The sequence below is a fragment of the Saliphagus sp. LR7 genome, from assembly GCF_003344565.1.
GTDB lineage: Archaea > Halobacteriota > Halobacteria > Halobacteriales > Natrialbaceae > Saliphagus > Saliphagus infecundisoli.
In genome coordinates, this window is the sequence record NZ_QPND01000013.1 from 1 (window position 1) to 26,189 (window position 26,189).

The 26,189-nt window shown below is 55.3% G+C and carries 22 protein-coding genes and 1 pseudogene; 10 read left to right on the forward strand and 13 right to left on the reverse strand.

Going from position 1 to position 26,189, the window contains the following annotated elements; genetic code table 11:
- Positions 1–428: 428 nt before the first annotated feature.
- The 5 genes from arsB to DVH23_RS16000 all read right to left on the reverse strand — a co-directional run bounded on the left by arsB (position 429) and on the right by DVH23_RS16000 (position 3,757).
- A complete protein-coding gene (gene arsB, locus DVH23_RS15980; protein ID WP_114578437.1) occupies positions 429–1,592 on the reverse strand; it encodes an ACR3 family arsenite efflux transporter in 1,164 nt (387 codons plus the stop codon).
- Positions 1,585–2,439 (reverse strand): arsenite methyltransferase, encoded by an 855-nt coding sequence (locus DVH23_RS15985; protein WP_114578438.1) that lies wholly within the window; start codon positions 2,437–2,439, stop codon positions 1,585–1,587. The genes arsB and DVH23_RS15985 overlap by 8 nt, the downstream gene beginning before the upstream one ends.
- Positions 2,432–2,875 (reverse strand): low molecular weight phosphatase family protein, encoded by a 444-nt coding sequence (locus tag DVH23_RS15990; RefSeq protein ID WP_114578439.1) that lies wholly within the window; start codon positions 2,873–2,875, stop codon positions 2,432–2,434. Before DVH23_RS15990 ends, DVH23_RS15985 begins: the two co-directional genes overlap by 8 nt.
- Complete coding sequence (locus DVH23_RS15995) at positions 2,872–3,270, reverse strand: metalloregulator ArsR/SmtB family transcription factor (RefSeq protein WP_114578440.1); 399 nt, start codon at positions 3,268–3,270, stop codon at positions 2,872–2,874. Before DVH23_RS15995 ends, DVH23_RS15990 begins: the two co-directional genes overlap by 4 nt.
- 88 nt (positions 3,271–3,358) lie before the next feature.
- Positions 3,359–3,757 (reverse strand): metalloregulator ArsR/SmtB family transcription factor, encoded by a 399-nt coding sequence (locus tag DVH23_RS16000; RefSeq protein WP_114578441.1) that lies wholly within the window; start codon positions 3,755–3,757, stop codon positions 3,359–3,361.
- Between the two features lie 138 nt (positions 3,758–3,895).
- Between DVH23_RS16000 and DVH23_RS16005 the strand changes: the two genes are divergently transcribed.
- Positions 3,896–4,315: a RidA family protein gene (locus DVH23_RS16005; protein WP_114578442.1), complete on the forward strand. Its 420-nt coding sequence runs from the start codon at positions 3,896–3,898 to the stop codon at positions 4,313–4,315.
- Between the two features lie 567 nt (positions 4,316–4,882).
- The gene (locus DVH23_RS16015) at positions 4,883–5,050 is read left to right on the forward strand and encodes a DUF1931 domain-containing protein (protein WP_114578444.1); all 168 of its coding nucleotides are present in this window, start codon (positions 4,883–4,885) and stop codon (positions 5,048–5,050) included.
- A gap of 209 nt (positions 5,051–5,259) precedes the next feature.
- Here the strand turns inward: DVH23_RS16015 and DVH23_RS16020 are convergent, their stop codons facing one another.
- Entirely contained in the window at positions 5,260–5,622 is a 363-nt protein-coding gene (locus tag DVH23_RS16020; RefSeq protein ID WP_114578532.1) for a helix-turn-helix domain-containing protein, read from the reverse strand.
- Positions 5,623–5,700: 78 nt separating this feature from the next.
- Between DVH23_RS16020 and merA the strand changes: the two genes are divergently transcribed.
- Together merA and lpdA are read left to right on the forward strand one after the other, a co-directional pair.
- Positions 5,701–7,140, forward strand: a complete 1,440-nt coding sequence (gene merA / locus DVH23_RS16025; protein WP_114578445.1) for a mercury(II) reductase — start codon at positions 5,701–5,703, stop codon at positions 7,138–7,140.
- Positions 7,141–7,396: 256 nt separating this feature from the next.
- Positions 7,397–8,782 (forward strand): dihydrolipoyl dehydrogenase, encoded by a 1,386-nt coding sequence (lpdA, locus tag DVH23_RS16030; protein ID WP_114578446.1) that lies wholly within the window; start codon positions 7,397–7,399, stop codon positions 8,780–8,782.
- 405 nt (positions 8,783–9,187) lie between these two features.
- Here the strand turns inward: lpdA and DVH23_RS25155 are convergent, their stop codons facing one another.
- A complete protein-coding gene (locus tag DVH23_RS25155; protein WP_342764188.1) occupies positions 9,188–9,439 on the reverse strand; it encodes a low molecular weight phosphatase family protein in 252 nt (83 codons plus the stop codon).
- Positions 9,440–9,541: 102 nt separating this feature from the next.
- Here DVH23_RS25155 and DVH23_RS16040 point away from each other — a divergent pair, with 102 nt between their 5' ends.
- Both DVH23_RS16040 and DVH23_RS16045 read left to right on the forward strand, forming a co-directional pair.
- The gene (locus DVH23_RS16040) at positions 9,542–10,537 is read left to right on the forward strand and encodes an arsenic resistance protein (protein ID WP_114578447.1); all 996 of its coding nucleotides are present in this window, start codon (positions 9,542–9,544) and stop codon (positions 10,535–10,537) included.
- A 340-nt stretch (positions 10,538–10,877) separates the two neighbouring features.
- Positions 10,878–12,812, forward strand: coding sequence for an aconitate hydratase (locus DVH23_RS16045; protein WP_114578533.1), 1,935 nt, complete (start codon positions 10,878–10,880; stop codon positions 12,810–12,812).
- Positions 12,813–13,018: 206 nt separating this feature from the next.
- On the opposite strand, the gene DVH23_RS24595 is transcribed toward DVH23_RS16045, so the two are convergent.
- The gene (locus DVH23_RS24595) at positions 13,019–13,228 is read right to left on the reverse strand and encodes a hypothetical protein (protein WP_232833782.1); all 210 of its coding nucleotides are present in this window, start codon (positions 13,226–13,228) and stop codon (positions 13,019–13,021) included.
- Positions 13,229–13,504: 276 nt separating this feature from the next.
- Between DVH23_RS24595 and DVH23_RS16055 the strand changes: the two genes are divergently transcribed.
- From DVH23_RS16055 to DVH23_RS16065, 3 genes and pseudogenes are all read left to right on the forward strand, one after another.
- Positions 13,505–14,176, forward strand: a complete 672-nt coding sequence (locus DVH23_RS16055; RefSeq protein ID WP_198667953.1) for a hypothetical protein — start codon at positions 13,505–13,507, stop codon at positions 14,174–14,176.
- A gap of 611 nt (positions 14,177–14,787) precedes the next feature.
- Positions 14,788–14,925 (forward strand): annotated as a pseudogene (locus DVH23_RS16060) (IS1595 family transposase); the annotation flags it as partial.
- A gap of 169 nt (positions 14,926–15,094) precedes the next feature.
- Entirely contained in the window at positions 15,095–18,379 is a 3,285-nt protein-coding gene (locus DVH23_RS16065) for an Eco57I restriction-modification methylase domain-containing protein (protein ID WP_114578449.1), read from the forward strand.
- Positions 18,380–18,536: 157 nt separating this feature from the next.
- On the opposite strand, the gene DVH23_RS16070 is transcribed toward DVH23_RS16065, so the two are convergent.
- The 5 genes from DVH23_RS16070 to DVH23_RS16090 all read right to left on the reverse strand — a co-directional run bounded on the left by DVH23_RS16070 (position 18,537) and on the right by DVH23_RS16090 (position 24,827).
- Entirely contained in the window at positions 18,537–20,990 is a 2,454-nt protein-coding gene (locus DVH23_RS16070; protein ID WP_114578450.1) for an AAA family ATPase, read from the reverse strand.
- On the reverse strand, positions 20,980–21,168 hold the full coding sequence (locus tag DVH23_RS16075) for a hypothetical protein (protein WP_114578451.1): 189 nt from the start codon (positions 21,166–21,168) through the stop codon (positions 20,980–20,982). The genes DVH23_RS16070 and DVH23_RS16075 overlap by 11 nt, the downstream gene beginning before the upstream one ends.
- 186 nt (positions 21,169–21,354) lie before the next feature.
- Positions 21,355–21,987 (reverse strand): hypothetical protein, encoded by a 633-nt coding sequence (locus DVH23_RS16080; protein WP_232833783.1) that lies wholly within the window; start codon positions 21,985–21,987, stop codon positions 21,355–21,357.
- A 326-nt stretch (positions 21,988–22,313) separates the two neighbouring features.
- Positions 22,314–23,738 carry a hypothetical protein gene (locus tag DVH23_RS16085; protein WP_114578452.1) on the reverse strand — a complete coding sequence of 475 codons (1,425 nt, stop codon included), beginning with the start codon at positions 23,736–23,738 and terminating at the stop codon, positions 22,314–22,316.
- Positions 23,739–23,741: 3 nt separating this feature from the next.
- Entirely contained in the window at positions 23,742–24,827 is a 1,086-nt protein-coding gene (locus DVH23_RS16090) for a hypothetical protein (protein ID WP_157972423.1), read from the reverse strand.
- A 469-nt stretch (positions 24,828–25,296) separates the two neighbouring features.
- On the opposite strand from DVH23_RS16090, the gene DVH23_RS16095 reads away from it, so the two are divergent.
- Positions 25,297–26,166, forward strand: coding sequence for a hypothetical protein (locus DVH23_RS16095; protein ID WP_114578454.1), 870 nt, complete (start codon positions 25,297–25,299; stop codon positions 26,164–26,166).
- The last annotated feature ends 23 nt before the right edge of the window (positions 26,167–26,189 follow it).

The following is a 26,189-nucleotide window of genomic DNA, read 5'->3' on the forward strand; positions in this document are numbered from 1 at the left end:
CTGACCTTTCAACACACACCAGTAGCGGCCGCTACTGCATCTTCTAGCTCCGAAATTCCGTCTGTGACGCCGTGAGCGTGTGAGTTATCGATCGTATCTCGACGACGTCTTGCGATTCAACAAGGCACTATATGATCGAGGTAGAGGTGGAGATTTGCGCCCGCCTCGGTCAGGTGGTATGCGTGAGACGTGCCACGTCTCTCAAGTCGTAACCTCGATCGCCCTATCTACGGATTGAAATGTAGGTGTCAGGTTGGTTGGCTTTTCCCTCAGGCATGATTTCCTCGAGGGCATCGTGATTAGCCGATCGCTGAAAGGAATCTAAAGATCGTCAGCGCATAACGTGATCCGATGCGATCTGAACAGCCAGTATTCTGATCACCCATGAACACGAGTCAAATCGGAGCAGCCGCAAGTAGGTGTGGTGGTTAGTCGTCAGTCGTCGGCTCCGAAGTGGACGCGTCAAGGCGACCAGTCTCAGCTCGCCCCCAATCAAGCGTGCGTTGAAAGTACAGGGCGACGTTGACCAACGCAAGCAGTACCGGCACCTCGATGAGCGGCCCGACGACAGTCGTGAACGCGACGCCGGAGCCGACGCCGAACACTGCAACGGCGACAGCGATGGCGAGTTCGAAGTTGTTCGAGGCGGCGGTGAAGCCGATGGCCGTTGTGGTCGAGTAGTCCGCACCGATACCTTTCCCCATCCCGAAGCTCACGAGGAACATCACGACGAAGTAGATCGTCAGTGGAACGGCTATCAGGAGCACGTCACCGGGCGAAGCGACGATGTTCTCACCCTGCGTGGCGAACATCACGATAACCGTGAATAGCAACGCAACAAGCGTCACTGGGTCGATTTTCGGGACCAACGTCTCGTCGTACCACTCCTCACCCTTGGTTCTCGTGCCGACGTACCGCGTGAGGAACCCGCCGACAAACGGGATCCCGAGGAAGATAACGATCGCTTGGAACACCTGCATCGGCGTCACGTTGAATGTCTCGATGCCAGCGACGAGTGTCTCCATACCGAGCAGCGGTGGAAGGAACAGCCCGAAGAACCAGACGTACACGCCATAGGTGATGATCTGGAAAAGGCTGTTGAACGCGACCAAGCCGGTGACGTACTCGGTCGATCCTTCTGCAAGTTCGTTCCAGACGAGAACCATCGCAATACACCGGGCCATCCCGATGAAGACGAGGCCGAGAAAGAACTCAGGGCGGGCAGGCAGGCCAGGCACGAGCCCGCTGAAAAAGATCACAGCGAGCCCGAACATGAGTGTCGGCCCGATCAGCCAGTTCTGAATGAGGCTCAATCCGAGGACGCGCCAGTTGCTGAACACCGCGCGAAGCTGTGTGTAATCGGCCTTCGCCAGCGGCGGATACATCATTGCAATAAGGCCAATCTCGACGAGGTGGAAATCCTGAATCGGCTGGGTTACCGACGGAGCGACGAACCCGAGTCCCACACCGACCGCCATCGCGCCGAGAATCCAGAGGGTGAGGTACTTATCGAGAAAGTCCATCGACCGGGGGTCACCACAACTCTCGCAGCCGCAGTTCGGGCCGTGATCGTGGGCGTCGACGTTACTCATCGGCGACCTCCAGCTTTCGAGCGGTAATAGTCGCAGAGACGAGGAACTCGCTCACGTCGTAGTCGTCATCCCAATCGCGGATGAACTCGTCACTATCGTCTTTCGGCGAGATATCCACCGATTCGAAGCCCGTGTCGGTGAGCATCGTTTCGAGTCGGTCGATTGTCGAAGCACCAGCGACACAGGATGCCACGGAATCCGGATCAGCGCGGACTTCGTGTGGCACTGCTGCAGTCAGTACGACGTCCGAAATCGCGAGTCGCCCACCCGGACGGAGAACGCGAAACGCCTCGTCGAACACCTGGGGCTTGTCCGGCGAGAGATTCACGACGCAGTTCGAGATGATCACGTCGATACTGTCATCTGAAACCGGGAGATGTTCGATCTCACCGAGGCGGAACTCGACATTCTCGGCGTCGTTTTGACTGGCGTTTGCACGCGCTTTCTCGACCATCTCCGGAGTCATGTCGACGCCGATCACACGGCCCGTCTCACCAACTTCCTGAGCCGCGAGGAAGCAGTCGAACCCCGCACCCGATCCGAGATCAAGCACCGATTCACCGACATTCAGCGACGCGAGTGCTTGGGGATTCCCACACCCCAACCCCAAGTTTGCGTTGCCGTCGACACTCTCCAACTCGGTCTCTGAGTAGCCGAGTTGGCGTGCCGTCTCGTCAGTGGGAGCCGCCGTTTCTGTGGGACTGCAACAGGAATCGTCGCTCGAACAGCAGCTACTCTCCTCCTCACTTTTCTCCGTGGCAATGCTTGCGTACCGTTCTCGGACAACCTTTCGTTGGGTCTGTGCATCGAGACCGGACTCCGTCGAGGAATCGTTCGTTTCAGGCACTCGTGGTCACCTCTTGCTCGATTTCATCGAAAAGCGCACTCACCCGGCCACCGATCTCATTACGGATTTCTCGCACCCGGTCGAGATCGTTCCCGTCGGGATCGTCCAGGGCCCAGTCACGGATATCGACATTGGCGTCGTCAGCGTCAAGGTCGAGTGTTGAACAGCCCATCGTGGCGACGTAGTCACATGATTCGAGTTCGTCCGTCGAAATTTTCCGTGGCGTCCGGTTTGAGAGATCGAAGCCTTCCTCGCGCATCAGCTCGACGACAACGTCGTGAACGTGTTCCGCGGGATGAGTCCCCCCAGTGAGAATCGTGACGTCGTCGTCGAGATCTCGACGTTCCCGCTCGTGTTCGGCGAACGCTGTCGACATCTGTGATCGCCCGGCGTTCTGAACACACATGAACGCCACGCGAACCGGTGTGTCGGTCATCGATCGGCCCCTCGTGTCTCGTCGAGGGCTGTCAGAAGCGCCTCGGCCCGGTCGGTCGTCTCGTAGTATCGCCACGTCCCGTCTTTTCGTCGCGTGACGAGCCCGGCGTCGTAGAGGTCCGAAAGGGCGTGACTGATCGCACTGTCACTGACGTCGACGATTGGATTAATCTCACAGACACACAGCTCCCGATCCGCGGCCGTCAACAACCGAACAATGGTGTATCGCGTATCGTTCCCCAGTGTCTTGAGCGCGGTTAGATCGGTATCGAGCTTGGTGGGTGTCTCCGATTGATACGAGCGCAACGAATCGAGCCGGTCCTCGATATCGGCTTCACAGCAGCCACCGCTTTCCTCGGTGATGAGGCGTTCGAGTCGTTCTGTCTGTGTACCCATGGATGGTTAATTGAGCATCCATTCATATAGTGGTGTCGAGATAGAGACGACGATTCATTGTCCGCGCTACACGCACCGGGCGTCGACGTTACACATCAGATACTGACCCGTCGAGGACTGTCACGAGCGCGACCGCACGGTTGGTGGCTCGGTACTTCTTCCAGCGTCCGTCCTTGCGCCCAGTCACGAGGCCAGCGTCGACGAGTGCCGAAAGCGCGTGACTCAGCCCGCTCTCGCTCACGTCGACGACAGCCAGAAGCTCACAGACACAGAGTTCCTCCTCGGCCGCCACGAGCACTCGAGCCAGCGTGTAGCGCGTGTCGTTGGCAAGTGCAGCGAGGACGCCGAGTTCGGCACTCACCTGGGCTGGGCTGAGCGCTGTTTCAAGCGTACCGAGTTCGTCGAGTCGCTGCTTGACGTCCTCATCTTGACACTCCTCGAGTTCGTTTTCGAGGTATCGCTGGAGCCGTTCAGTCGCTTTCGCCATGAGTTTGAGTTGACTACTAATTCAATTAACTGTTTCGGTGCCACCGTGGTTAGCTCTCATTTTGCACTATTCTGGTCTGATACCGAAATCTATATCGTAGTCGAAAGAATTTTACTTGTACAAAAACTAAATCGTCTCATGCAATCAGAGCAAGCTAGTCAGACGGTGCCGAACCGAGCAAGCGAACCCAGCCGAAAGCAGCGCGAAGGGGCAGAATTCATCGGCGGATTCGGAAAGAAAACTGGCAACTCGGACCTCCGTTTCATCGAGGGACAGCTTCCCGAGCACGAAGGGCAGGTCGAAAGCGACGAATCGCCTAGTCAGCAGCTCGAACTCGCCTTACAGAATCTTGAAGTTAAACTGAATCAGCGCGGGCAGGGGATGGATGACGTCCTTCAGCTAACGCTCTATCTTGCCGACATGGACGCATACGAGTCGGTCAACGAGGCTTACAAGCAGTACTTCAACGACACACGTCCGGCGCGTACAACTGTCGGGGTTTGCGAACTACTCGGAGGTGCCGCAGTCACCGTCGACGCGGTCGTCGCCCTCGAATAGTACCAAACACTGCTCGTTCCATACGCCATCGTGGAGTGTTCTCCCTACATAATACTACAGAGCCGTACGGTGCTTCCGTTTGCTCACTCCGAACCGGCTTTGCCGAAGTACTCGCGGGAACAGTATCGCCGTCTGGATACGCTCGGTAGGCATACGGGCCGTGTTTCGGTCCGTCAGTCATACAGTGATAGATGTCGTCGCCACACGTGCAGTACTCATGATAGACCGTGTCATCCGAATCTTCCTTGACGACGTTATCGGGGAGTCGTCTTCAGTGACCGGCTCCTCACGACGTCGCTCGCGATCAGCGAGCAGTTGGTTGATATACTCACGGTGTCGCGAAGCGTCTCGTCGTTCTGTTTCGGAAGCCCGTTGGCAATGTACTTCGGGAGTGACGTCGGTGCGGTGGGTGTAGGCATGACCTTGTGCAACGGTTGGCCCCATCTTCGGTAAAGACGTTGCACAAGGCGGTGATGTGATCGCCATGTTAAGGCCGTACGGATGCCGATTTAGAGGGTCGCAAGCGGAAGGCTATTTCTCGAAGAGGTTTGTACTGATGAGTGTCGTATGGCAGACCTCATCGTTCAATCGGCAGTGAAGGACCACCTCGACAACCACAACGTTGCATCGGACTTCTACGATGTCCTCGACGAGGAGGTTGCAGAGTTACTCGAGGATGCCGCCCAGCGGGCCGAAGACAACGACCGGAAAACGGTCCAAGCTCGCGACCTGTAGACTGGTCCATCGGACTCATCGAAGCGACTTCTTTTAGCTGAATGTGTGACTGAAACGCGTGTTACATACAGGGCAAGCAGTTACCGGATCGACCACAGGTATATCTGAGATTCGATAAAATCGCTTGCTGAATATTGTGAGTGAGTTCAGCAGACTAACCTTGTTAGTTCCGAGCAATTTGAGTTCATTCAGCTAATCAATAGAGGTGCTTATTCAGTGGCCGTGCCAGATCGAGTCGTCGCCCACTTCAGCAGTGGTTCGAGCCGCTCGCGCACTTCGTGACCTTCCTTGGTCAGTGCATACTCCACACGCGGCGGAATCTCGTTGTACTGCGTGCGTGACACCAGTCCAGCCTCCTTGAACTCGTTCAACCGCTTCGAGATCGTCGAGGTGCTAGCACTCGTGAGGTGGTTTTCAATTTCGGCGAAGCGAAGCGAGTCGTGGGCACCGATGATGCTCACCAACTGCATCGCGTATTTTCGACTGAGCGTGTTGATCACGCCCGTCAGTGGACAGTAACACGTCCCGTCAACGTCGCACGTCGGTTCCGGTGAAGAAGTAGCGTCTGCCATTACTTTGAGGCCTCCAACCCACTCGATAGCTTTGGACTTCACAGTATAATAACTTCGCGTTACAAACTATAGACCAAGATGACGACTTCTCGCTCGTATGACCTCGTAATTCTCGGCGGCGGCGCAGCGGCCTTTGCGGCCATCACGGAGGCCGAGCGGCGTGACCTCTCAACCGCGATGGTGAACACTGGACTGCCACTCGGCGGGACGTGCGTGAACGTCGGCTGTGTCCCGAGCAAGCACCTCCTCGAAGTGGGGAAGACGGCCTACGAGCCGCCGAACAATCCCTTTGATGCGGTCGAATACGACGACGACCAGCCGGCAACGAACTGGTCGGCAGCCATCGACGAGAAGGACGAGATCGTCGCCTCGCTCCGCGAACAGAACTACATCGACGTGGCGGAACACTTCGTCACGGACATCTACGAGGGATACGGCTGCCTCGTCGACGACACGACTATCGAGGTTGTCGATGGCGCCGACGCCGGCACGACGATTTCCGGAGAGAGGGTGCTCGTCGCGACCGGTAGTTCTCCGGACATCGCGCCTATCGACGGAATCGACACAGTGGAATACGAGACCAGCGAGAGCATCCTCGAACGCCGCGACCTCCCCACGAGCATCGTGATGATCGGTGGTGGCTATGTCGCGCTTGAGTGGGGCCAGATCCTCCACCATATGGGAACAGACGTGACGATCCTCCAGCGGTCGAACCGCGTCCTGTCCGAGATGGAGGGTCAGCTCGGGCGTGAACTCCAGCGGTGCTTCGAGGCGGAGGGAATCACCGTCGAGACGGATGTGGACATCGAGCGGGTCTCCGCGGGAAGCGAGACGGAAGACGGCGTCACTGTCGAGGCCACGGTTGCCGGCGACTCACAGACGTTCACGGCTGCCGACCTCTTCGTCGCTACCGGCGTCAGCCCGAACACCGACGACATCGGATTGGACGAAATCGGTATCGAGACTGACGGATCGGGCGCCATCGTCGTGAATGACGAGTTCCAGACTGGAAATCCGGAGGTGTACGCGGCCGGAGACTGCATCGGGGAGCCGATGCTGGAGACTGTCGCCGCCAAGGAGGGCAACCACGCCGTCAAGAACGCGTTCGGTGACGAAGGCGCGACCATCGACTACCACGCCGTCCCGAAGGTGGTGTTCACCAGTCCCGAGGTCGCCGCAGTCGGAACGACGGAACTGGAGTATATGGACGAATGTGGAACCTGCACGTGCCGGACGGTGGAGATGGAGGATGTTCCGAAGGCGAAGGCTGTCGAAGACACGCGTGGGTTAGTGCAGGTCGTCAAGCACCACGAGACCGACGAAATCGTCGGCGTCCACATGGTCGGGCCACGGGCCGCCGACATGATTCCCGAGGCAACGCTGGCTGTGAAATTCGGCCTCACCGTCGACGACATCATCGACACGATCCACCCGTTCCCGACGTTCTCCGAAGCGTTCAAGCACGCCTGTCAGGCGTTTCGTCGTGATACATCGACGATGAGTTGCTGTGTCGAATAGCCCCCAACCACAAGCCCGTTGTCAACGAACACTACGCCAATGACTGCTCTAACAGACCCTTTGGCGTTTTCAGCCACCAATGAGACACGCTCGACGGACCGACTATCCACACTGAAGTTTCAACCTTTGTAGAGGTAGTGCCAATCACATTCTCAATGAAAACCTCAACTGTTCCACCTGTGGAAACGAACGCTCGACAGATCAAGACAGAAACCGTCCGCAACGTCGACGAAGCCAAAACGGAGGTTGTTGACGGATGAGTGCCGACAAGAGCTTCGAACTGCTCGTCCTGGGCGGAGGCATGGCGGGCCTCCCGGTCGCGATGAAGTGCGCCTACTCGGGGATGGAGACTGCCCTCGTCGAAGATGATTTTCTCGGTGGGACGTGCCTCAACCGTGGCTGTATCCCTACCAAGACGATGATTCGGAGTGCAGAGGTCGCGAACCTCGCCCGCCGCAGCGAGGAGTTTGGCGTCGAAATCGACGCCGACATCAAGGCGAACTTGGACGCCATCGTCGAACGGAAAGACGAGGTCGTCGAAAGCATTCGCGAGGGTGCCTACGAGAACGTCGAAGAGAACGATAATATCACACTCGTCGAAGGGCACGGCGTCTTCGAGTCTGCACACGAGGTTCGCGTCGACGATGGGACGCTCTCGGCTGACCGAATTGTCATCAACACGGGTACTCGACCCGCAAGACCACTGATCGACGGGCTCAGCGATGTCGACGTGCTCGACAGCACCGATATGCTGTTTCTCGATTCAGTCCCCGACTCGCTGGGCGTCATCGGAGGCGGCTACGTCGGTTGCGAGTACGCCCAGATGTATAGCCGATTCGGCGCTGACGTCACTGTCTTCCAGCGCGGTGACCGACTCCTCCCACGAGAGGAGCCGGATGTGAGTGCAGTGATCGAAGACGCGTTCGCGGCAGAAGAGATCAAGGTCCGAACTGGGACGACTGTCACTGGGCTTTCGTCTCGTGGTGACGACATTACTATCGAGTCCGACGAGTCCGATGACGTCGACACGGCAACGGTCTCGGACGTGCTGCTCGCCGCGGGTCGACAGCCCAACACCGACGGGATCGAACTCGAGGAGGTGGGTGTCGAGACGGACGAGCGGGGATTCGTCGAAACGGACGACAGTTTCGAGACGACTGCCGACGGTGTGTACGCTATCGGCGACGCGAGCGGCCCGCCGATGTTCACCCACTCGGCTCGCGACGACGCAGACCTCCTCTATCGCCATCTTGCCAAAGACGAGACGATCAGCACCGCCGATCGAGTCGTACCGTGGGCGGTGTTCACCGACCCACAGATTGGCCACGTTGGGATGACCGAGACGGAAGCACGGGATGCGGGCTACGACGTCGGAATCGGGCAGCAGGACTTCGCCGAACAAGGGAAGCCCAAGGCCCTCGGAGAAACCGAGGGGTTCGTCAAGCTCGTCACGGACGCCGAAACCGGCGAGCTACTGGGTGGTCACGTGGTCGGTGAACAGGGGGCCGAAATCGTCCATGAACTCGTTCTGGCGATCGAACTCGGGGCGACTGCCGAGGACATCGCGAATACGATACACATTCATCCGACCTTGCCCGAGAGCATCAATTCAGCAGCTGGCGGTGTCCACGAGCCGTCATGACGAATTTCTCAGCGTGTATTCTACGGGGGTGAGATCTCAATAGCCGAGCGAGAGCTCGGTCACTACCGGTGAAAACGTCGTCAAGCACACCAGTCTCGTTCAGGTCAATGAGAGCACGATGCAACATCTCTATTAGTTGATGGAAGTGAGCGTGTTAGGTTCGCATCCCAATGTAACGCTGGGCCTGATGTTACATACGGGTGAGTGATATCACGATCTTCTGGCAGTAACTCTCAAGAATACAGATTAGTGAAAATTTTCGACCTCATCGAAGAATTCGTTCACTCGGTCCTTGATCTCATCACGTTGCTCTCGTGTCCCGTCGATTCCTTCCCTGGTTGCCTCGAGTGACCACACACGATGTTTGCCCTTCCAGCCGTCAGGTCGGAACTGATCGACCGAACATCACATCGTCACGATGTAGTCCGCATCCTCGACATCGTCCGGCGTGATACGGCGTGGAGTGCGGTCGCTAACGTCGATACCCTCCTCTTCGAGTACGTTAACAACATCATCATGCACACTCTCCGCAGGCTCGGTCCCTCCTGTTACAATATCGATGTCGAGATCTCGCCGGTCACGTTCCTGTTCTCCAAACGCTGTTGCCATCTGGCTCCGGCCAGCGTTTCCGACGCACGCGAACGCGATCTTCGTCATCGTCTGTGGGCGTTCGCTCTCTGATGCCTATACTCTATTGCTGGCGCGAATCCTAGATGCAATCCACAGTCCTAACCCCGCGTGGAACCGACGCTTCGGTGAATGGAGTTCGTCGAGAAGTACCAGACAGTGTTCGTTCTCGTCGCCATCGTCGGCGGGCTCACGCTGGGTCAGATCGGGGGCGTCCCCACCGTTGCGGATCGGCTGATACTCCCGTTTCTGATGGTCATGCTGTTCGCCGCATTCACCGGTGTTTCGTTTTCCCGGCTCCGGGCGGCGTTCGGGAACCGCCGCGTCGTCGGATCGAGCCTCCTGGTCAACTTCGTCTGGAGTCCGCTGTTGGCCGTTGGTCTCGGTGCGCTTTTCCTTCGGGACCACCCGGCGCTCTGGGTCGGTCTCATCATGTTGTTGGTCACGCCCTGTACGGATTGGTATCTCATCTTCACCGATATCGCCGATGGGGACGTTCCCCTTGCCACCTCGATCCTGCCGTACAACCTCGTGTTACAGTTAGTACTGCTTCCGGTGTATCTGTACGTCTTTGCGGGAGCGTTAGTCGAATTACCCCTGGGAGTGTTGATAGAGAGCGTCGGGCTTGTCCTCGTGGTTCCACTCGTATTCGGCGGGCTTGCTCGGTGGGGGTTGACCCGCACAAAAGGAAAGACCTGGTTCACCGATCAATTCCTCTCGAGGCTGAGCCCGGTCCAGATCGTCTTTCTGAGCCTCGCGATCGGAGCGATGTTCGCCTCACAAGGGGAGGTGATCGTCGAGAACCCAGGACTGCTCGCGTTGCTCGCGATTCCCGTCATCGCCTTCTACGCGATCAATCTCGGTATCGGCTTCAGTATCGGTCGCCTGTTGTCGTTTTCCTATCCAGAGATGGTCTGTTTCAACAATACGATCCTCTCGCGGAACTCCCCGACAGCGCTGGCGATCGCGGTCGTCGCCTTCCCCAACGAGCCGCTCATCCCGCTCGCGCTCGTCATCGGTCCGCTCTTGGAACTGCCATTGCTGGGGATCATCGCACAAATCCACGTCGCGATCAGGGACCGGAACTGGTGGCCCTTCGACCGTCGATCGGTGCTCGGGGACACCTGAGAGCGAGCGCGGTTCGTGGGGTCCCCAATATGACGCTATATCTGATTTTAGGCTCTCTCGAATCGATAGAGAGCCAAGAGGTTTGCTGATAGAACGGCTTTTTCAATGGATAGCAGACCATAATCCACTGGTCTATTGGTTAATGTTCAAACGGCCGCTCGTGTCTCGAAAGGATTCACACGAGAGTCGTCCGAGCACCGTGGTCGATTCGTCCGACGACGACTAATTGAACGTCGCTCCCCCGACGCTGGCTAGCGATTCAACGAGGGCGTTTTTCAGCCAGATTCACTATGGTAATGTATGCCGAAGAGTGAAGGTGGCGCTCAGCGTGGTGTCAGTCATGTCTGGAACAGTAACGGAGCAACTCATCGAGGATCACCTCATTGAAGGCCAAATGGAGCCCGGGGAAGAGATCGCGCTGAAAATCGATCAAACGCTGACTCAAGATGCCACCGGGACGATGGTCATGCTTGAGCTCGAGGCTATGGCTGTCGAGACCCTCGAGAGCGAACTCTCGGCCCAATACGTGGATCACAACCTGATTCAGGAAGACAATAAGAATCCCGACGATCACCTCTTTCTCAATAGTGCTTGTGAAAAGTGGGGCATCTGGTACTCGGCCGCCGGCAACGGGGTCTCACACCCCGTTCACCAGCAACGTTTCGGGATTCCTGGAAAGACGTTGCTGGGCTCGGATTCGCACACACCGGCCGCGGGCGCAATGGGGATGCTGGCGATCGGATCCGGTGGCCTCGACATTGCGATGGCGATGGCCGGCGAACCCTACTACGTGGATATGCCTGAAGTGTGGGGCGTCGAACTGCGTGGCGAACTCCCTGAGTGGTGTAGTGCCAAGGACGTGATCCTCGAAATGTTGCGTCGTCACGACGTCGACGGCGGTGTCGGTCGCGTAATCGAGTACCATGGGCCTGGACTGGAGGCCCTTACCGCAATGGATCGCCACGTGATCGCGAACATGGGCACTGAATTGGGCGCGACGAGTACAGTGTTTCCCGCCGACGACGCCGTGAACCAGTTTCTCACCCAACAAAAGCGCGAGGAGGACTTCCGGGAGTTGCGCGCGGCCGACGACGCCGAGTATCACGTCACGGAGACGATCGACCTTGACGAGATCGAGCCGTTGATCGCTAAACCCTCCAGCCCTGGAAATGTCGTCCCGGTTGCGGACATAGCGGGTGAGGGCCTTTACCAAGCCTACATTGGGTCAAGCGCAAATCCGGGTCTTCGTGACTTCGCGGTGCCGGCGATGATGGTCGAGGGCCGGCGCGTTCCGCCGAAGGTAAGCTTTGACGTCAATCCTACCTCCCGACAAATGCTCCAGAACCTGACCGAGATGGGCTACTTGGCCGATCTGTATGCCAGCGGCGCGCGCGTCCATCAGGCCGGCTGTAACGGCTGTATCGGGATGGGGCAGGCACCAGCTACTGGCCGGAATAGCCTGCGAACCGTTCCCCGGAACTTCCCTGGACGCACCGGTACTCGCGAAGACAGCGTGTTCCTGTGCAGCCCTGAAACCGCGACCGCGAGTGCACTGGTGGGTGAGATCACGGATCCGCGTACGCTTGAAGACACCCATGATATGACCCACCCCGACTGGACAGAACCCGAGACGATCATCGTGGACGAAGCTGCACTGAGCTCGCCGCCAGAGACTCCAGGTGGCGAGCTCGAGAAGGGACCGAACGTGAAGTCCCTGCCCGATTTCGAACCCGTTCCCGAAGCTATCGCTGGTCCGGTGTTGATGAAGGTCGGCGACGACATCTCGACTGACGAGATCATGCCCGCCGGCTCGGACGTGTTACCCTATCGGTCGAACATCCCACGGATCAGCGAATGGGTGTTCGATCAGGTTGAGCAGGGCTTTTACAAACGCGCTCAAGAGCAAGGCGCACCCTGGGTGGCTGTCGGTGGGTCCAACTATGGACAGGGGAGCTCACGCGAACACGCGGCTCTAGCCCCCTATCATCTGGGAATGCGGGCCGCGCTGGCTGTGAGCTACGCGCGAATCCACTGGCAGAACCTCGTCAACTTCGGAATCGTTCCCCTCGAGTTCGCCGAGCGGGCCGACTACGATGCGATCGATCAGGGTGATAGCCTCGAACTCCCTGATGTCCGCGCGGAGATGCAGGACGGCTCTAAGGTCACTGTGCGCAACGTCACCCAGAACACCAGATTCGTGGCTGAGCACAGCCTGAGCCCGCGACAGGTCGAGATCGTATTGCAAGGCGGACTAATTGAGGACTACAAGAATTGACGCGGTGATCATCAAGGGGACTACGACTCTCGGTTTTCACACACTCCCCAGTGTGACGCGAGAACCTGGCTGAAGAGTACTGGGATTTTCGTTTCCTACCGCCACTGGCTTTCGACTCTCGCCCGATACCGAAGATACCGAAGGGCGATGACGCTCGTGTTCGCGATCGACTGAATGACGTGAGGTGGATACTCGTCGCGAGCGTCCTAGATGTTCTGCTCACTCTCGGCCAGGTGAGTCAGTGCCGTGTCGATTACATCGGCCATCAGTGAATCGTCCTCCGGGTCGTCGGCCACTATTGCGCTCGCCTCCTCAAGCAGCTGCTCGCGTTCATCGCTGAGTCTGAAGGTCGTCCGTTTCGTTGGCATATATACTGATGTGCATACGGGGGGTGCGAACCCGTCGATCCCGAGCACCTAGAACGGGTGTTCCTGATAAAGGCGGGTCGGGACGGCGCCGCGATCGGGCCGACAGCGCCCACGATCGACGTCAATGTATGCACACTTGGGGGACGGTGACGACGTCGAGCGTGCATAGATTCGATCGACTGCATACATCGAGGTCTGACCCCGGGCGGTTGTGTCGAGAATTGGGTTCTAGTAGGTTTGAGAATGAATATGCTTCTTCGAGTACTTATCCGCTGCCGCCGGTCTCTGGAAAAGATTGATCGTAATCCACGGAAGAATTAACTGGTGAGAAAAGAGTGGAGTGTTGTAATGTGGGAAGAGTTGCTCCCTCTGATTCGTGATTTAGGAGCTCTTCTTATCGGAGCTGGCCTAATTGGATATATTGCGAGACATGCCATTACCACCTACTTCAACAAGCAAGAGCAGGATTTCCAGGGCGAGATCGATAAGGAGGTCCAGCGATTTCAGAACGAGCTCAATAAGGAGTTGCAACGGGTTCAGACCGAGCTTGAGAAGGAGCAAATTGTTTATTCTGGTTTAGTGGAGACTCGTGCCGAGATTGTAAGTGAGTTCTACGCGGAGATGAATGAGTTTGACGAGGATATGCGGGACATGGTAAATCCGCTTATCCAGAAAGGGGATGAGCCACGGCAGGAGAAGATTGAGCGGGCTGCTGAATCTGCTGAAGAGTTCCGACGGTTCTATCGAAAGAATAAAATCTATTTTCCGTCTGACGTGTGTGAAACGATGGAGAAGCTTTTAGAGGAGTATCGGGATATGTTTCATCAGTTTTCGATTCTGCGCTTGCACGAGGAGGATTCTCCTGTAGATGTTGAGAAAAGGTTGGATAAGTGGTTGGAGAATTGGAAGGCGTTGACTGAGGATGATATTCCGGAGTTGCGTGGTGAGTTGGAGAGTCATTTCCGGGACTTGCTTGGTGTGGAGACAGCTGACTGAGCTGGTGTTGTTGTCGGGCTCTGTTAAATCGCCATAGGGCGGTGGAATTCACTGTTTCACAATCCGCTTGATGTTATAGACGACAGTGCCAGTAAAAGCTTTGCAGCGGCACGATGTCCGGATAAAAAAGCCATTTGAGGGCCTTCATGTGCCACCATATTCCTCTTCTCATCTAACTCTTCGTAGGCATCCGTGATATGGGTCCAAACTATCGGTTCGTGCTGCAGATCGCGTACCGCTAACGCTCTGTCCACGATCTCCGATTTTCACCGCGTCCGGCCTGAGTCAGATTCTCTGTCCCTCTCCAGAACACGAAAAGCGATTGGCAGGAGTTGACGCGATTATCCCGTCCTGATAAGCGAACAAAGCTGCGATCAGCGAATCATCTCCAGACTCTTCATTCTCAGGATCGAAATCCTCGATTGATAGATCTGGTAAATCCGCTACCCATCCGTCTTTAGCTACTTGACTTCGCACGTTAGATGAACATGCCGTCCATCTGTCTTTAGTTAGCCCTCACACCTCGGTTGCGTAGCGGTAGCGAGCGTCTCTTGGAGGATCGATCATTCCTGGTGAATCTTCTGCGCGTCTTCGATCAATCGGTCCAACAGCGGCGGTGGCTCTCGCCACACAGAGGTGTCGCACAAGACAAACTGACGCCGTATCTCAGCGCCTTCCAGCTCCGCCGACGTCTCCTTCGAAAACCCGGTCGAGAAGCACTCGCAGAAATCGTTCGAGCCGTACTCTAACTCGCCAATAATGTGTTTCCTATGAGCGTACGAACAAATCGGAATACCGACCGAGGGCGGAGGGACACCGGCGCAGAGACTGGTTAAGGGATAGAACAAAGTATCCTGTCTAAGAAAGAACCCAATACCCTTGCCGACTAATCAGCACTCTCTCTTCGACGCGGACCTAGTGGACGAGTACTTACAGCAACAGGAAGTCGAACATCCGATCGAGACCGACGATATAGTTGATGCCGTGGAAGGCTGGACAGGTACGAGCACGTCGCTCACCGAGCGCAACCTGCAGCAATCGTTCATAAGTGACATTTTCTCAGATGTACTCGGATATCGGCGACCGCGCGGTAGTGCTGGTGAATTCCAACTCCTCCCCGAATCCCTCTCTGAAGGCGGTGAAGGGTTTCCCGACGTGCTTCTCGGGCACTTCGAACAGGACGACGGAGAACTCACTGAAGACGTTCGGAAGGTCGTAGGTGAGCTGAAAGACCCGGGGACAGACCTCGATAAGGTCGATCCGTCACGCCTCAAATCCCCGGTCGAGCAAGCGTTCGAGTACGCGATCACGAACGGCCTGTCCGTCCGGTGGGTAGTCGCGTCGAACATGGAGGTGGTTCGACTGTACCACCACGGGTCGATTGACCACTACGAGGAGTGGGAGATCGACGAGTTCCTTGACGCTGAGGGTGAGCTGACCGAAACATTCTGGCGGTTCTACTTCATTATGCACCGCCGGTTCCTCATCGGTGAGGACGCTGATTCGAATATAGAGGACCTTATGGCGCAGAATCTCTCCGAGCGGTTGGATCTCACCGAGGACTTCTACCAGTTTTACCGCGAAGCGGTCGAGGACGTGTACGAGGAAATTATCAACGTCGACGAAGAACTCGCTGAATCCAGCGACGGGCAACTCGCCGCGATTCAAGCCGCACAGACGTTCATACACCGTGGTCTTGTGATTTGCTTCTTCTCCGACCACCCCAGTGGACTACTCCCCGACGAGTTATTGGAAGATGTCGTCGAGACCGGTCGGAACTTGCCGACGCTTGCCGACCAGAAAATCTACCCGCTCATACAGGACCTGTTCCGCGTCATCGACACTGGGAGCCCCGACGAGTACCCGTACGACATCTTCGGGTACGACGGCGGGTTGTTTGAGGAGGACGAAGTTCTGCAGTCCGTGACGCTCCCGGACGAGTTGTTCACCCGAGAATACGATATCGGTGATACAACGATTGACGGCGTGTATGGATTCTACGAGTACGATTTCCATTCTGATTTGAATGAGCACGTTCTTGGTCGTATCTTCGAGGAGTCAGTCGGTGACATAGAGCAGGTACGGGCGAACCTCGCAGAGGGTGACAGTAACCCGTTCAGCGGCGACCGCGGGGATTATGGCCTGTACTTCACGCGGGAAGGGCTAACCGAGTTCGTCGCAGAGCACGCGATTCAGGACCTCTTGCAGGACAAGCGCGTGAAGATTCGGGCCGATTTAGATCTTGAGAATAGTGAGATTGAGATGGAGAACCCCGACAAGGAATTCCTTGAAGCCTACCTGAAAGAAATCGTCAACATCCGAATTGCGGACATCGCATGTGGATCCGGAGCGTTCTTGGTGTCTTGTTTCAACCATCTTAGTCGTGAGGCGCGGCGAGTGCACGAGAAGCTCCGATCTGCGAAGGTAGCGGCAGCCGGTTCGGATGGGCCAGTACAGGTACTGCTCGAATCGTTCGAGAAGCGGGAAATCGAGATTCTCGACAAATGCCTGCACGGGAACGACCTGCTACAAGAAGCAATTGAAATATCGAAACTGTCTGTGTGGTTACGTAGCGCTCGGAAAAACACGTCGCTGGGTATGCTCACCGGAAATTTCGCGTCACAGGACGCACTCGCCGGTGAAATCCAGTTCGAGGACCTGGATGAAACGGCCGGGTTCGGCGAGTTCGACCTGATAATCGGGAATCCGCCGTGGGGTGGCCAAGTAAGCCCTGAAGCGGCCGACTGGGTTAACGGCGAGTTCGGGGACGAGTTCGACGTCGAGAACATGGACACGTACGAGTTGTTCATCCTCACCGCGTGCAAGTACCTTGACGACGGTGGCCGGTTAGCGTACGTTCTCCCGAAAACCCTGCTTCGGTCCGAGAAGGCTGAGATCCGGCAGCACCTCCTCGATAACTACGAATTCGAACGATTTCACATCATGGGTGCAGACTGGTTCGGAAGCGATATCCGCATGTCCACCGTGACGATGCAGTTTAAGAAAACTGCGCCGGGCGACGGGAACACGTTCCGGTCGATGACGCTCGTCGATGAAGACCGTCGGAAAGCGATTGAAGGTGAGCTGAGCTTGTCGCAACTAGAGTCGGCGTACGCGTTCGATATCCCGCAGAGCCGGTGTATCGTGTCTGGGGAGATTGAGCCGTTCCGGTACGTTGAGGACGACGAACTCCTCGAAACAATGGAAGACAATTCGATACCGATCGGTGCGTTCTGTGAGTCGCACCGTGGTGTCGAGTTGAACAAGGCCGGGCACGTCATCAAGTGCCCGGCGTGCGGGAAGTGGATTGCACCGCCGCGCGGCCGGGATCCGGATACGGAGAAGACGTGCAATTACTGCGCCGTCAAATTTGAGTACCAGGATCGAGTGGCCGAAAAGTACCTGATTAGCGACGACCCAACGAACGGTGACGTGCCGTACATGGACGGTGATTCATTTGATGCGCGGTACGACGAGTTGGAGTTGAAGGGCCTCGACTTAGGGTTCGACGGCGTCAATTACAAGGATCAGTCCGTGTACGACGGTGATAAGCTGTTCATCAGGGAAGCCGGAGTCGGGTTGTCGGTCGCGTTCCACGACGATACGGTGTATTGCCCGCGATCAGTGTACGTGTACAAGATTCGTGAGGATCAGGGCGATATGCTGGACTGGTACGTGGACGTCGATCTTGACGACCATAACGAGGAGTACGAAGGCAAGTGGACCGACCCAGAGAACGTCCCGAGTGGACTTGACACGACGACATACCACAAGTTTCTACTCGGACTGATGAACTCCCGTGTACTACATTATTATATGTTCAAACGATCAGGGGAAATCGACGCCGCGGAAGCGTTCGCTAACATGCGACAAACGGACATCAGGAAACTTCCGGTTCCAGTGGCGAAACTCTCCGAAGAGGACGGGCGTGAGACTGCAGAAGAGATCGCTGATTGCGTCGATACGATGCTTGATGACAGTCAGTTAGGTGGCACTACAGACTGGGAGATTGATCGGCTTCTGATGGGGTTGTATGGCCTGGATCCGGGAAAACTCGTGTATATCAACTCGCAGATGGGGCTCGGCGCGTATCACAAGAAGATGCAGGAGCTATACCCAGATGGGAAGCCGCCGGCACCGGAGCGGAAGCAGGACGTGACGCTGAATGTGGACGCCGCGGAAGCTGCCGAAGCGGACGACTAACGCGGGACGAGATCCATGTGCCGGAACTGAACAGGGAGTACGTCACCAGTCTCAGCGGCGCGTACACGGTATGCGAACCGGTCTAACTCGCGCCCGGTCTCTTGGTCTAAATCATCAGAACCGGCCTATAACGACGCACGAGACGCCGTAGAAGCGATTACTGCTCTTCAAGAGTCCAGTTTGCTTTACCACCACAGGAACATTTGAAGGCTACCTCATCAAATCCATCTTCGACTAAGGATAGACAGGAGTTACAGTTACTACACCAGAACAGGTCGTAGAGTTCTTTGAAAGCGTCGACGACTGGCCGGAGTTCTGCTACGGAGAACGTGGCCCATTCGTTCTCATTGAAGTGTACGTTGGGATTGACTGCGCCCATCTCCCTATCGAAATTGGAATACACATCGCTTCGCTTATTATCCAGCTCATTGATATCTGAGATGTCGTTCCCCCAGGAATTACCGGCACGCTTCGCTTGCTTGAGTAGTTCCTTGTACCGTGACATTCCCGGTCCTGCAAAGTCACCCAGCGTCCAACGAGAATCCGATTTGAATCGCACTTCCGCCCCAAACTGGTGGCATGCTTCACGAAGGAACCACTCCGCAGTATGCCTAAGGCGGGATGATGCTGCCTGGACATCACCCTCGTCCATGAGTTCTTCAATACGGTCCCATTCATCGCCGGAACGGCCGAGTATCTGGGGACCGTCTTCAAGAGACCAGTTCGAGAACTTGATCGTACTTTTCCGGGAAAGCACGCCGACCGTTTTCAGGTGACGGTACCAGAGTTCATCGTGTGTAGTAATCAGTATCTGGAAGTTTGAGGAGATCTCATCTTTCAAGAGATTTGCGAGAGGCCGTCTATGCTCAGCATCTACGGACATTACGACGTCGTCAAGCATTATCAGGGGGAGTTCGCCGCCTTCCAAGTAATCACATAATGCGAGGTAGAGGCAGAGACCCATACTATCTTGATGGCCTTCGCTGTGTAGTGCGTGAGGCGGATACTTGCCCCGACCGTGGAATCCGACTTGGATATCTAACCCGGTTTCAGTTGGACTTATTTCAGGCGAAAACTCTTCCTCCTCTCCGTGTATCGTCTTGTAATATTCCTCAAACTTCTCCGTGATGGCTTCATAGGTCTTGTTAAGGACGTTGTCACGTGCGTTGATGAACTCCTTCTGAACTTCGTCCATTTGATCGGCGGCTTCTCGGTATTTCTCTGCCACCTCTCCCAGTTCCAAGATCTCTTGGTAGTTCTCGTAGGCCGAGTTCAGAACGTCCCAGGCATCCTGGAGTGCGTCGAGTTCGGGCAGTTCCTTTGCTCTACTCGTTAAATCCGAGATATAGTCTACAGCGTCATCAGGACAGAGAACCTTCTTTCTCTCGTCTCTAGTGGACTCCTCGTGGGGAAGTTCGTCGATAATACCATCCTCCAGCTCCTCTTCGTACGTTTTAAGTTCGCCAAGAAAGCTATCGAGATCCTCTGTATCAAAGTCCTCGTGTTGGTCTAAAACATTTACAAGTGATTCTACCGCGGTTCGGATCTCGGTTAGTAGGGAAAGAGCGTCCTGCCGAAGACCATCTAACTCTTCCATCTTCTCGTTAGCCTTGGATGCTTTTTCCTCTCGCTCGGCTAGAAGTGTTTCCAGATCATCCGCATCCCAGTCTGTAAGGCAGAGAGGGCAGCGGTCAGCGTCTTCATCAAGGAACTGTCTACCGTCCTGGATCAATTCTAAGACGTCTAATGCCCGTAGTGCTTCCTTGTCAGAGCGTACAGCCACTGTTTTCTCTCTAAGCTCGGAATCTACCTCAAGGAAACCTTCAACCTCGTTCTCGAACCACTCCTTGATTTTTTCTAATAGCTCCCTGGTCTGCTTCGACTGTATCGGACTAGCGCTGGCCCGATCTGTCGGTGATTCTAACTCGCTTCGGAATGGTGTATCTGGATCTAGTTCTGCTAGGGGATCGCCGTCTAACTCCCCTCTCAACTCGTTAACTTTCTCCCGAACATCGTCTAAGTCGGATGCCTCTTCCTCAAAAAGCTCAAACAAGCGCCGTTGGCTACTTTCGTATTCCCTTTCTTTCCGGTCTGCCTCAGAATCCAAATTGTCCGCTGCGCCTTGGAGCTCCAACCGTTTCTCCTTGATATCGCTTAATTTGAGAAGGGTTCGAAGCTGCTCAGACCGGTTCTGTTTCCGGGAGACAATGAAATTAAGTATCTCATTTCGAGATAGCAGATGTTGGCCTCTCTCCGCAGCGCCCATAAGAAGCTCAAGGGAGTCAGGAAGATCACCATCGTAGTCTAACGAGTTGTCATTGACTGTCCGCTTCAACGTGGTTTGCTCGGAGCCGTTCGAGAACGTGATCTCCACCCACGACTCTTCAGGCTTGCTGTCTACATGCGGGCCGTGATCATCAATTGAAATATCGCCAGTTCCCTCCCCAGTCATTCGCTGAACCTCCCCGGTGAGAAGAAAATCGACTGCATCCATGACGGAGCTTTTCCCTGCCCCATTCGGCCCAATTAGACCGATGTTCTCGCCTTCTGGCTGTTTCTTAAGCTCATGAATCCCTCGAAAATTGTGGATCTTGAGTTCCTTAATCTCCATCTTCACTCACCGCCTCTAATGCCAAATCTGCAATTTGATCTCGGCCTCCGAAATCACCTTCATCGGAGAGGTCAGATATAGCACTCGAAACCTCCTCCGTAACCTCATCGGACGACTCTAAATTGTCGAGGAACTTGCTTACGATGTTATCCTCAAGCGATTGCGAGTCATCCGTCATATACAACCCTAGTCTGACCTGAATGTCATAAAACTACGCCAAAGTGAGTACATCAGTCATCGACTACAATCAAGCCAGATACGACGTCACCGCCGTCATGCAGCTCAAAGTCGAAGGAGACACACTCGGAGAAATCACCGACTCGCTCAAAAACTACCAGCAAAGGATCTCCATCTGTCTTGCTATTCACGCACGGCGTCGTACTGCACGCTCGATCTGACTCTTCGGGAGCCACTCTTCTGAAAGCCTAACGGCGTCCTCCCGCTGGTCGAACGATTCACGGTTATCCTCCAGCCGATCTTCAAGCCATTCTCGACGAGAGTCATCGTCGCCAGCGTTCTTGATACCCTCCTCGAGTTGGTGGATTCGATGGGCGACCTTCTGCAATGATGACGCGTCCGCTGCATTACCAAATCGAATCGCGTCATCGGTGTCACGAGTGATCCGGCCAACGAACGCCGTCGGGACTGCCCCATCGATGAACCCGACCTTCTGTTCGGCGAGCCACTCGGGGAGGTGCACCAAGAGCTCGTCATCCTCGAGTTCACCAAGGAGGTGCCAGACCTGCTGTGTCGCGACGTCGTCATCCTTCCAGTCCGCAGTGAACTGGTCGTAATCGCGGTATTCGTGGATCTCCAACTCGGTCATGCTTGTGAACACACGGTGGAGCGCCAAGAGTTGCTCCCAGTCGGCGGTACTCCCGCTGTATGCACTTCTCCTAACCGAGAGATGTTTTTGCATCGAGGGCACGACAGCAATGAGTTTCATTCCGATGGGCGGGGGTGGCGACGAGCGTGGAACCCTAGAGACCAGACTCATTAGAACACCAGCCACCTATCGCCAGTCGGTTGTATCGATAGAAACAGGAGTCTGGTACTCCAACCATCCGTCTGAGTACGAATCGACTATGCGAACGAAGTGTGTCCCATTCTCGAGGTGGCGGTACTCCGAGTCGACGGGTTCCATACCGAAATTTCGGGGCAAAACGGCTTATATCTCTGCATAGGCGGGAATTGACGACGTTCTATAATGCAGGTGAAAGGCAACCGACTCAAATGGCGAATCGACCAATCCCACGAAAACCGTAATGTCTTTTAATACTCTGCAATGAGGAGGTAGGTCGAGCCCTTGTGAAGCGAGTGAATTCACATGTAGTAATAATAGTGTGTCTCAAGGTTGACGTCGGAGGCTTCGGGTTCTGCCAGAATGTCGCTCACTGCATCTGCGATACCGATTGTGACCGGGATTCGCTTACAGAAGTCAGAACTGTTCCAGTCGAGCTTTGTGAAAGCTAGAACCTCATCGCAAATCCGGGTATAGTCACCTGTGTAGTACTCTGTGTGCGGCCGGATGACGATCGGATTTGGCGTCCCCGGGTCATTGTACACCGAATGTTCAGGCACGTACCCTTTTGTGTAGAGATAGTACTCCTTCTCGCCTGGAGGGATAGCTAAGGTGCCTCGAAGCGCTGGGTGATCACCAGACGGGGGAAAAATGCGAAGAGGATGCTTCTTTCGAATGGTGACAAAGTCCTTCTCTGGGACGTCCTCTGCCCCGTCATGGAAGCCACGCGCTTCTTCGTCCAAGAAGTTCGACGACTTATGGAGCACCAGTCGCCGCGGCCGCTCATCCATGTGGCTCCCGTAGTTCTCTAAGATGTCCTCCACCAGGGTCTTCGCATCTTCATACGACAAGTGCGTCTGCGGTTCATCACTCGCAATATCCTCTACAGGATCGCCACGAATTACAAAATGCCGGCCATCTGGGATGAAGACCTGCGCTACTGAAGCCCGCATCTCTGGATCCTCACCGCGCTCTTTGAAAAACGAAATCCCCGCGTAACAAGTCTGATTCCGGAGCTTCCCAAGCTTCCACGGACGCCCGCGACGGGCTTTATACAACATCCCGACCGCGACGTTCCACGCGACTTCGGACCGCTCCTGAACGTCACGCGTGTCCCGAAGCACTTCCGGCGACATGAGTTGCGTCGGGGTATGCTTCTCCATCCCCGCGATCTTGAGTCGGCTCCGGAAGTTCCCGTTTTCAGTGCGAATTTTAGTTGTGTCTGTGTTCGGGTCCGAACAGGCCTTTACGATGCGCTCAGGAATCGTGACGAAGATTACGTCGGGCGATGGCGTCGTGTTGCAGATACTCTGAATCTGGTATTTGATGTGCTTAAACGCGAACTCAGCTCGCTCATCTCGCCCGCGTACATCCTCTAGCGCCTCCATCTTGTCATCACGAATCCGGCCCTTCCATTGCTCCACAAGCTGGTAGTCAAATCCTAGACGAGAATTGACACCAAGCCCCGGGAACGGTGGTTTCCAGCGCTTTCGCTTCTGCCGGCTCTCAATCCCACCGCGCATCGCCCGCAGTAGCCCTTCCATCATGCTGATTGAACGGCTATCGCCGACGATGCCGACATTCACAACTTCAGCAACGTCCTCCGTGGACCGCGGGCATGGACCATGTTCCAATATTCCAGCACGCGGGTCTTTCTTCTCCCTGCCGCCCGCGAATACGAGACTCGGTTCCTCGAGTCGTTCCAACTGGAACTGGTCACCTGTCATCAGTTAGTTCACCTCCATAAGCTCGTCCCGTTCCTCGCTATTCTTCGGAGGCCGCATCGAGAGATGCAGTTCTTGTGGACGTTTGAACACCATCCACTGAGAGGCGTCCATTTGGGCTAATTCCTCACCGACGAGCTTTTCGTCATCACCCTGCCCCATGCGGAGATACTGTCGCCACTGTCGAAATTGCGCTCGTCGATTTGGCGTCTTCCCGTAATTGTTCTTCCCGAGGCTGTTATGAAGGTCGTCTGCGGCATCACCCTCGATTACTGAATCGCCTCTGCCCTCCGCTGTGAACAACCAGCCTGTCGAAATAAACGCGTACCCGTGGCGACCGTACAATTTGACCTCAGGATGACCATATCTATGCCCGATTCCTCGTCCCATATCCCGTGTAACCGTGTAGCCCTCTACTTTCTCGGTTTGCGCATCGTCCGGATCGATGATTTCCCCCGTGAGAGTCTTTTGGACATGTCCACCCTCCGGGAGAGGGAGGATGAGTTTGAATGTCCCATTATGGCGCACTGCCCGGCATTCCTCGTGCAGCTGAGTCCCACGCCAAACCAGTTGTTTGTTCAACAACCCGGTGACAATTCGTCGGTCAGAGGCGGCCCCGTCCTCGAAGGCCCACGTTTCGAACTTGTGCTCAATGCTGTCGTCTACCTTGAGAAGCGGTTCTAGTTCCGCCGGCAAGTTTTCCGGACCCACTAGGCTGTACGCACTGGTCCCCTCAATCCAAAGAGGAAAATACCGGGGAACAGCGTCAAACACGTCGTTTAGTCCAGTTTCCAGGCTCTGAATTTCCCAGACACTGTCCGGATACGCTCTGATCTTGAAGAAGTTCGGGAGATAATCAGTCGGTTCGTACTTGGGCTCGTTTTCCTGGATGTAGAACTCCCACTTCTTTTCAGCACGATCGGTCTTTGTATTCTCCCGAAGCAGTTCTTGGAGACGACCAGATGTGGCCTTTTTCAGCGCGACAATCTCGATAAACTCTCGAAAGTCTTCGACGTTCAGTTCATCAAATTTCTCAGCTTCCTCCTCGGTGAGATTGTGTTTCTCAGTGATCTCGTCGAAGTAGTCCTCCACCTTGTCCTCACGGCGAATTCGCCCGTCGAAAACGTGCCGCCACCGATCTGGGTTCGAATACTCGGGCGCGAAAATGTACCACTCAAACTCTTCATCGCCGAAACGGAAATCTAAGCAGTGACGAGCCACCTCGGTTACGAATGACTTGCTCCCAATTCTGGCCTTGGTATTTTTCGTCTCAACTCGGAACACCTTCTCCTCATTGTGCGCCGGTCGTGTGAGACGAATGTCTTTTGTGCCCGAATAGGGCTCACCTTGCCGAAGAAATTCGCCCGACTCCAAGTATTCTTCTACGACTTGGCGATAGACCTCTCCGCGGTGATGGCTCGCCTCACCTTGTCCCTCAAGATCCTCCCATGACACAGTGAATAGGACTACGAAAGTATATGAGAAAAAACCTCCGTATAAATCGACATTCTCGGGCGAGGTTATTTACAACACCTCTACTTTGTTTTGACAAGATGCTCCTATGAGTCCCCAACTATCGTTGGAAGAAATCACCGCAATACTGCTTAACGAACACCAATCAACGTATTCTGGATCAATTCCACCGAAAGCGTTCAACAAGATCCTCTACTTTGCCGCGAAGGAACTCGAGGACGAGAACGTCACCGCTGATATCCCGTACTTTTGGTACATGTATGGGGCAGAGGTGAAGACCGCAAATACAGGTATTCGTACTATTTCTACGGGTAGTGGACAACGGATCCGATGTGACACTGGCATTGAGGATATTCAGGCATCTCATGGGACAATTCGGAAAGCGAGGAAGGCGGTGTCACGGAGCCTCGACAAGTACTATAGCAATAATCTGGAAGGCATCACTGACGAAATGTACGAAGAGGCTCCGTACGACGTACAACGGATCTATCGTGAGTTAGATACGCAAATCGAGGTTGCCGCTGACTCAAACCAAGCCACTCTATTTGGAGATAATAATCGAAAACAGATCCGGCGGAATCTTCTGTTATTCGTTCAAGCGTTCCCGACAGCCGACTTCCCTGCCTACGAAGACGATCTGATGATCTGGTATCGGGTGATGCGAGCTGAATTAAATGACGATGACTTCAATGCGGAAAAGATTGATCGACTTGCGACGAAGTTCTGGCGGTTGTTTTGCTTGGAGTTAGCCTCCCGTGAGAATAATGGCGTTTCTAGGGACGAGATTGAGGTGGAGCGGAATATCTTCGATATAGAAGCCGAAAAAAAGACGATGCGGGCCGATCTTTTGGAACGAGAGCGAACCAATGCTCGCCAGAATGCTCGGAACACGGAAACTGCCTTGAAAGCGGGAGAAGCTTTCATCGTACCATTCCTTGACATCGAGGTAACCGGGTGAACCATGGCGCGATATTTCTTGGA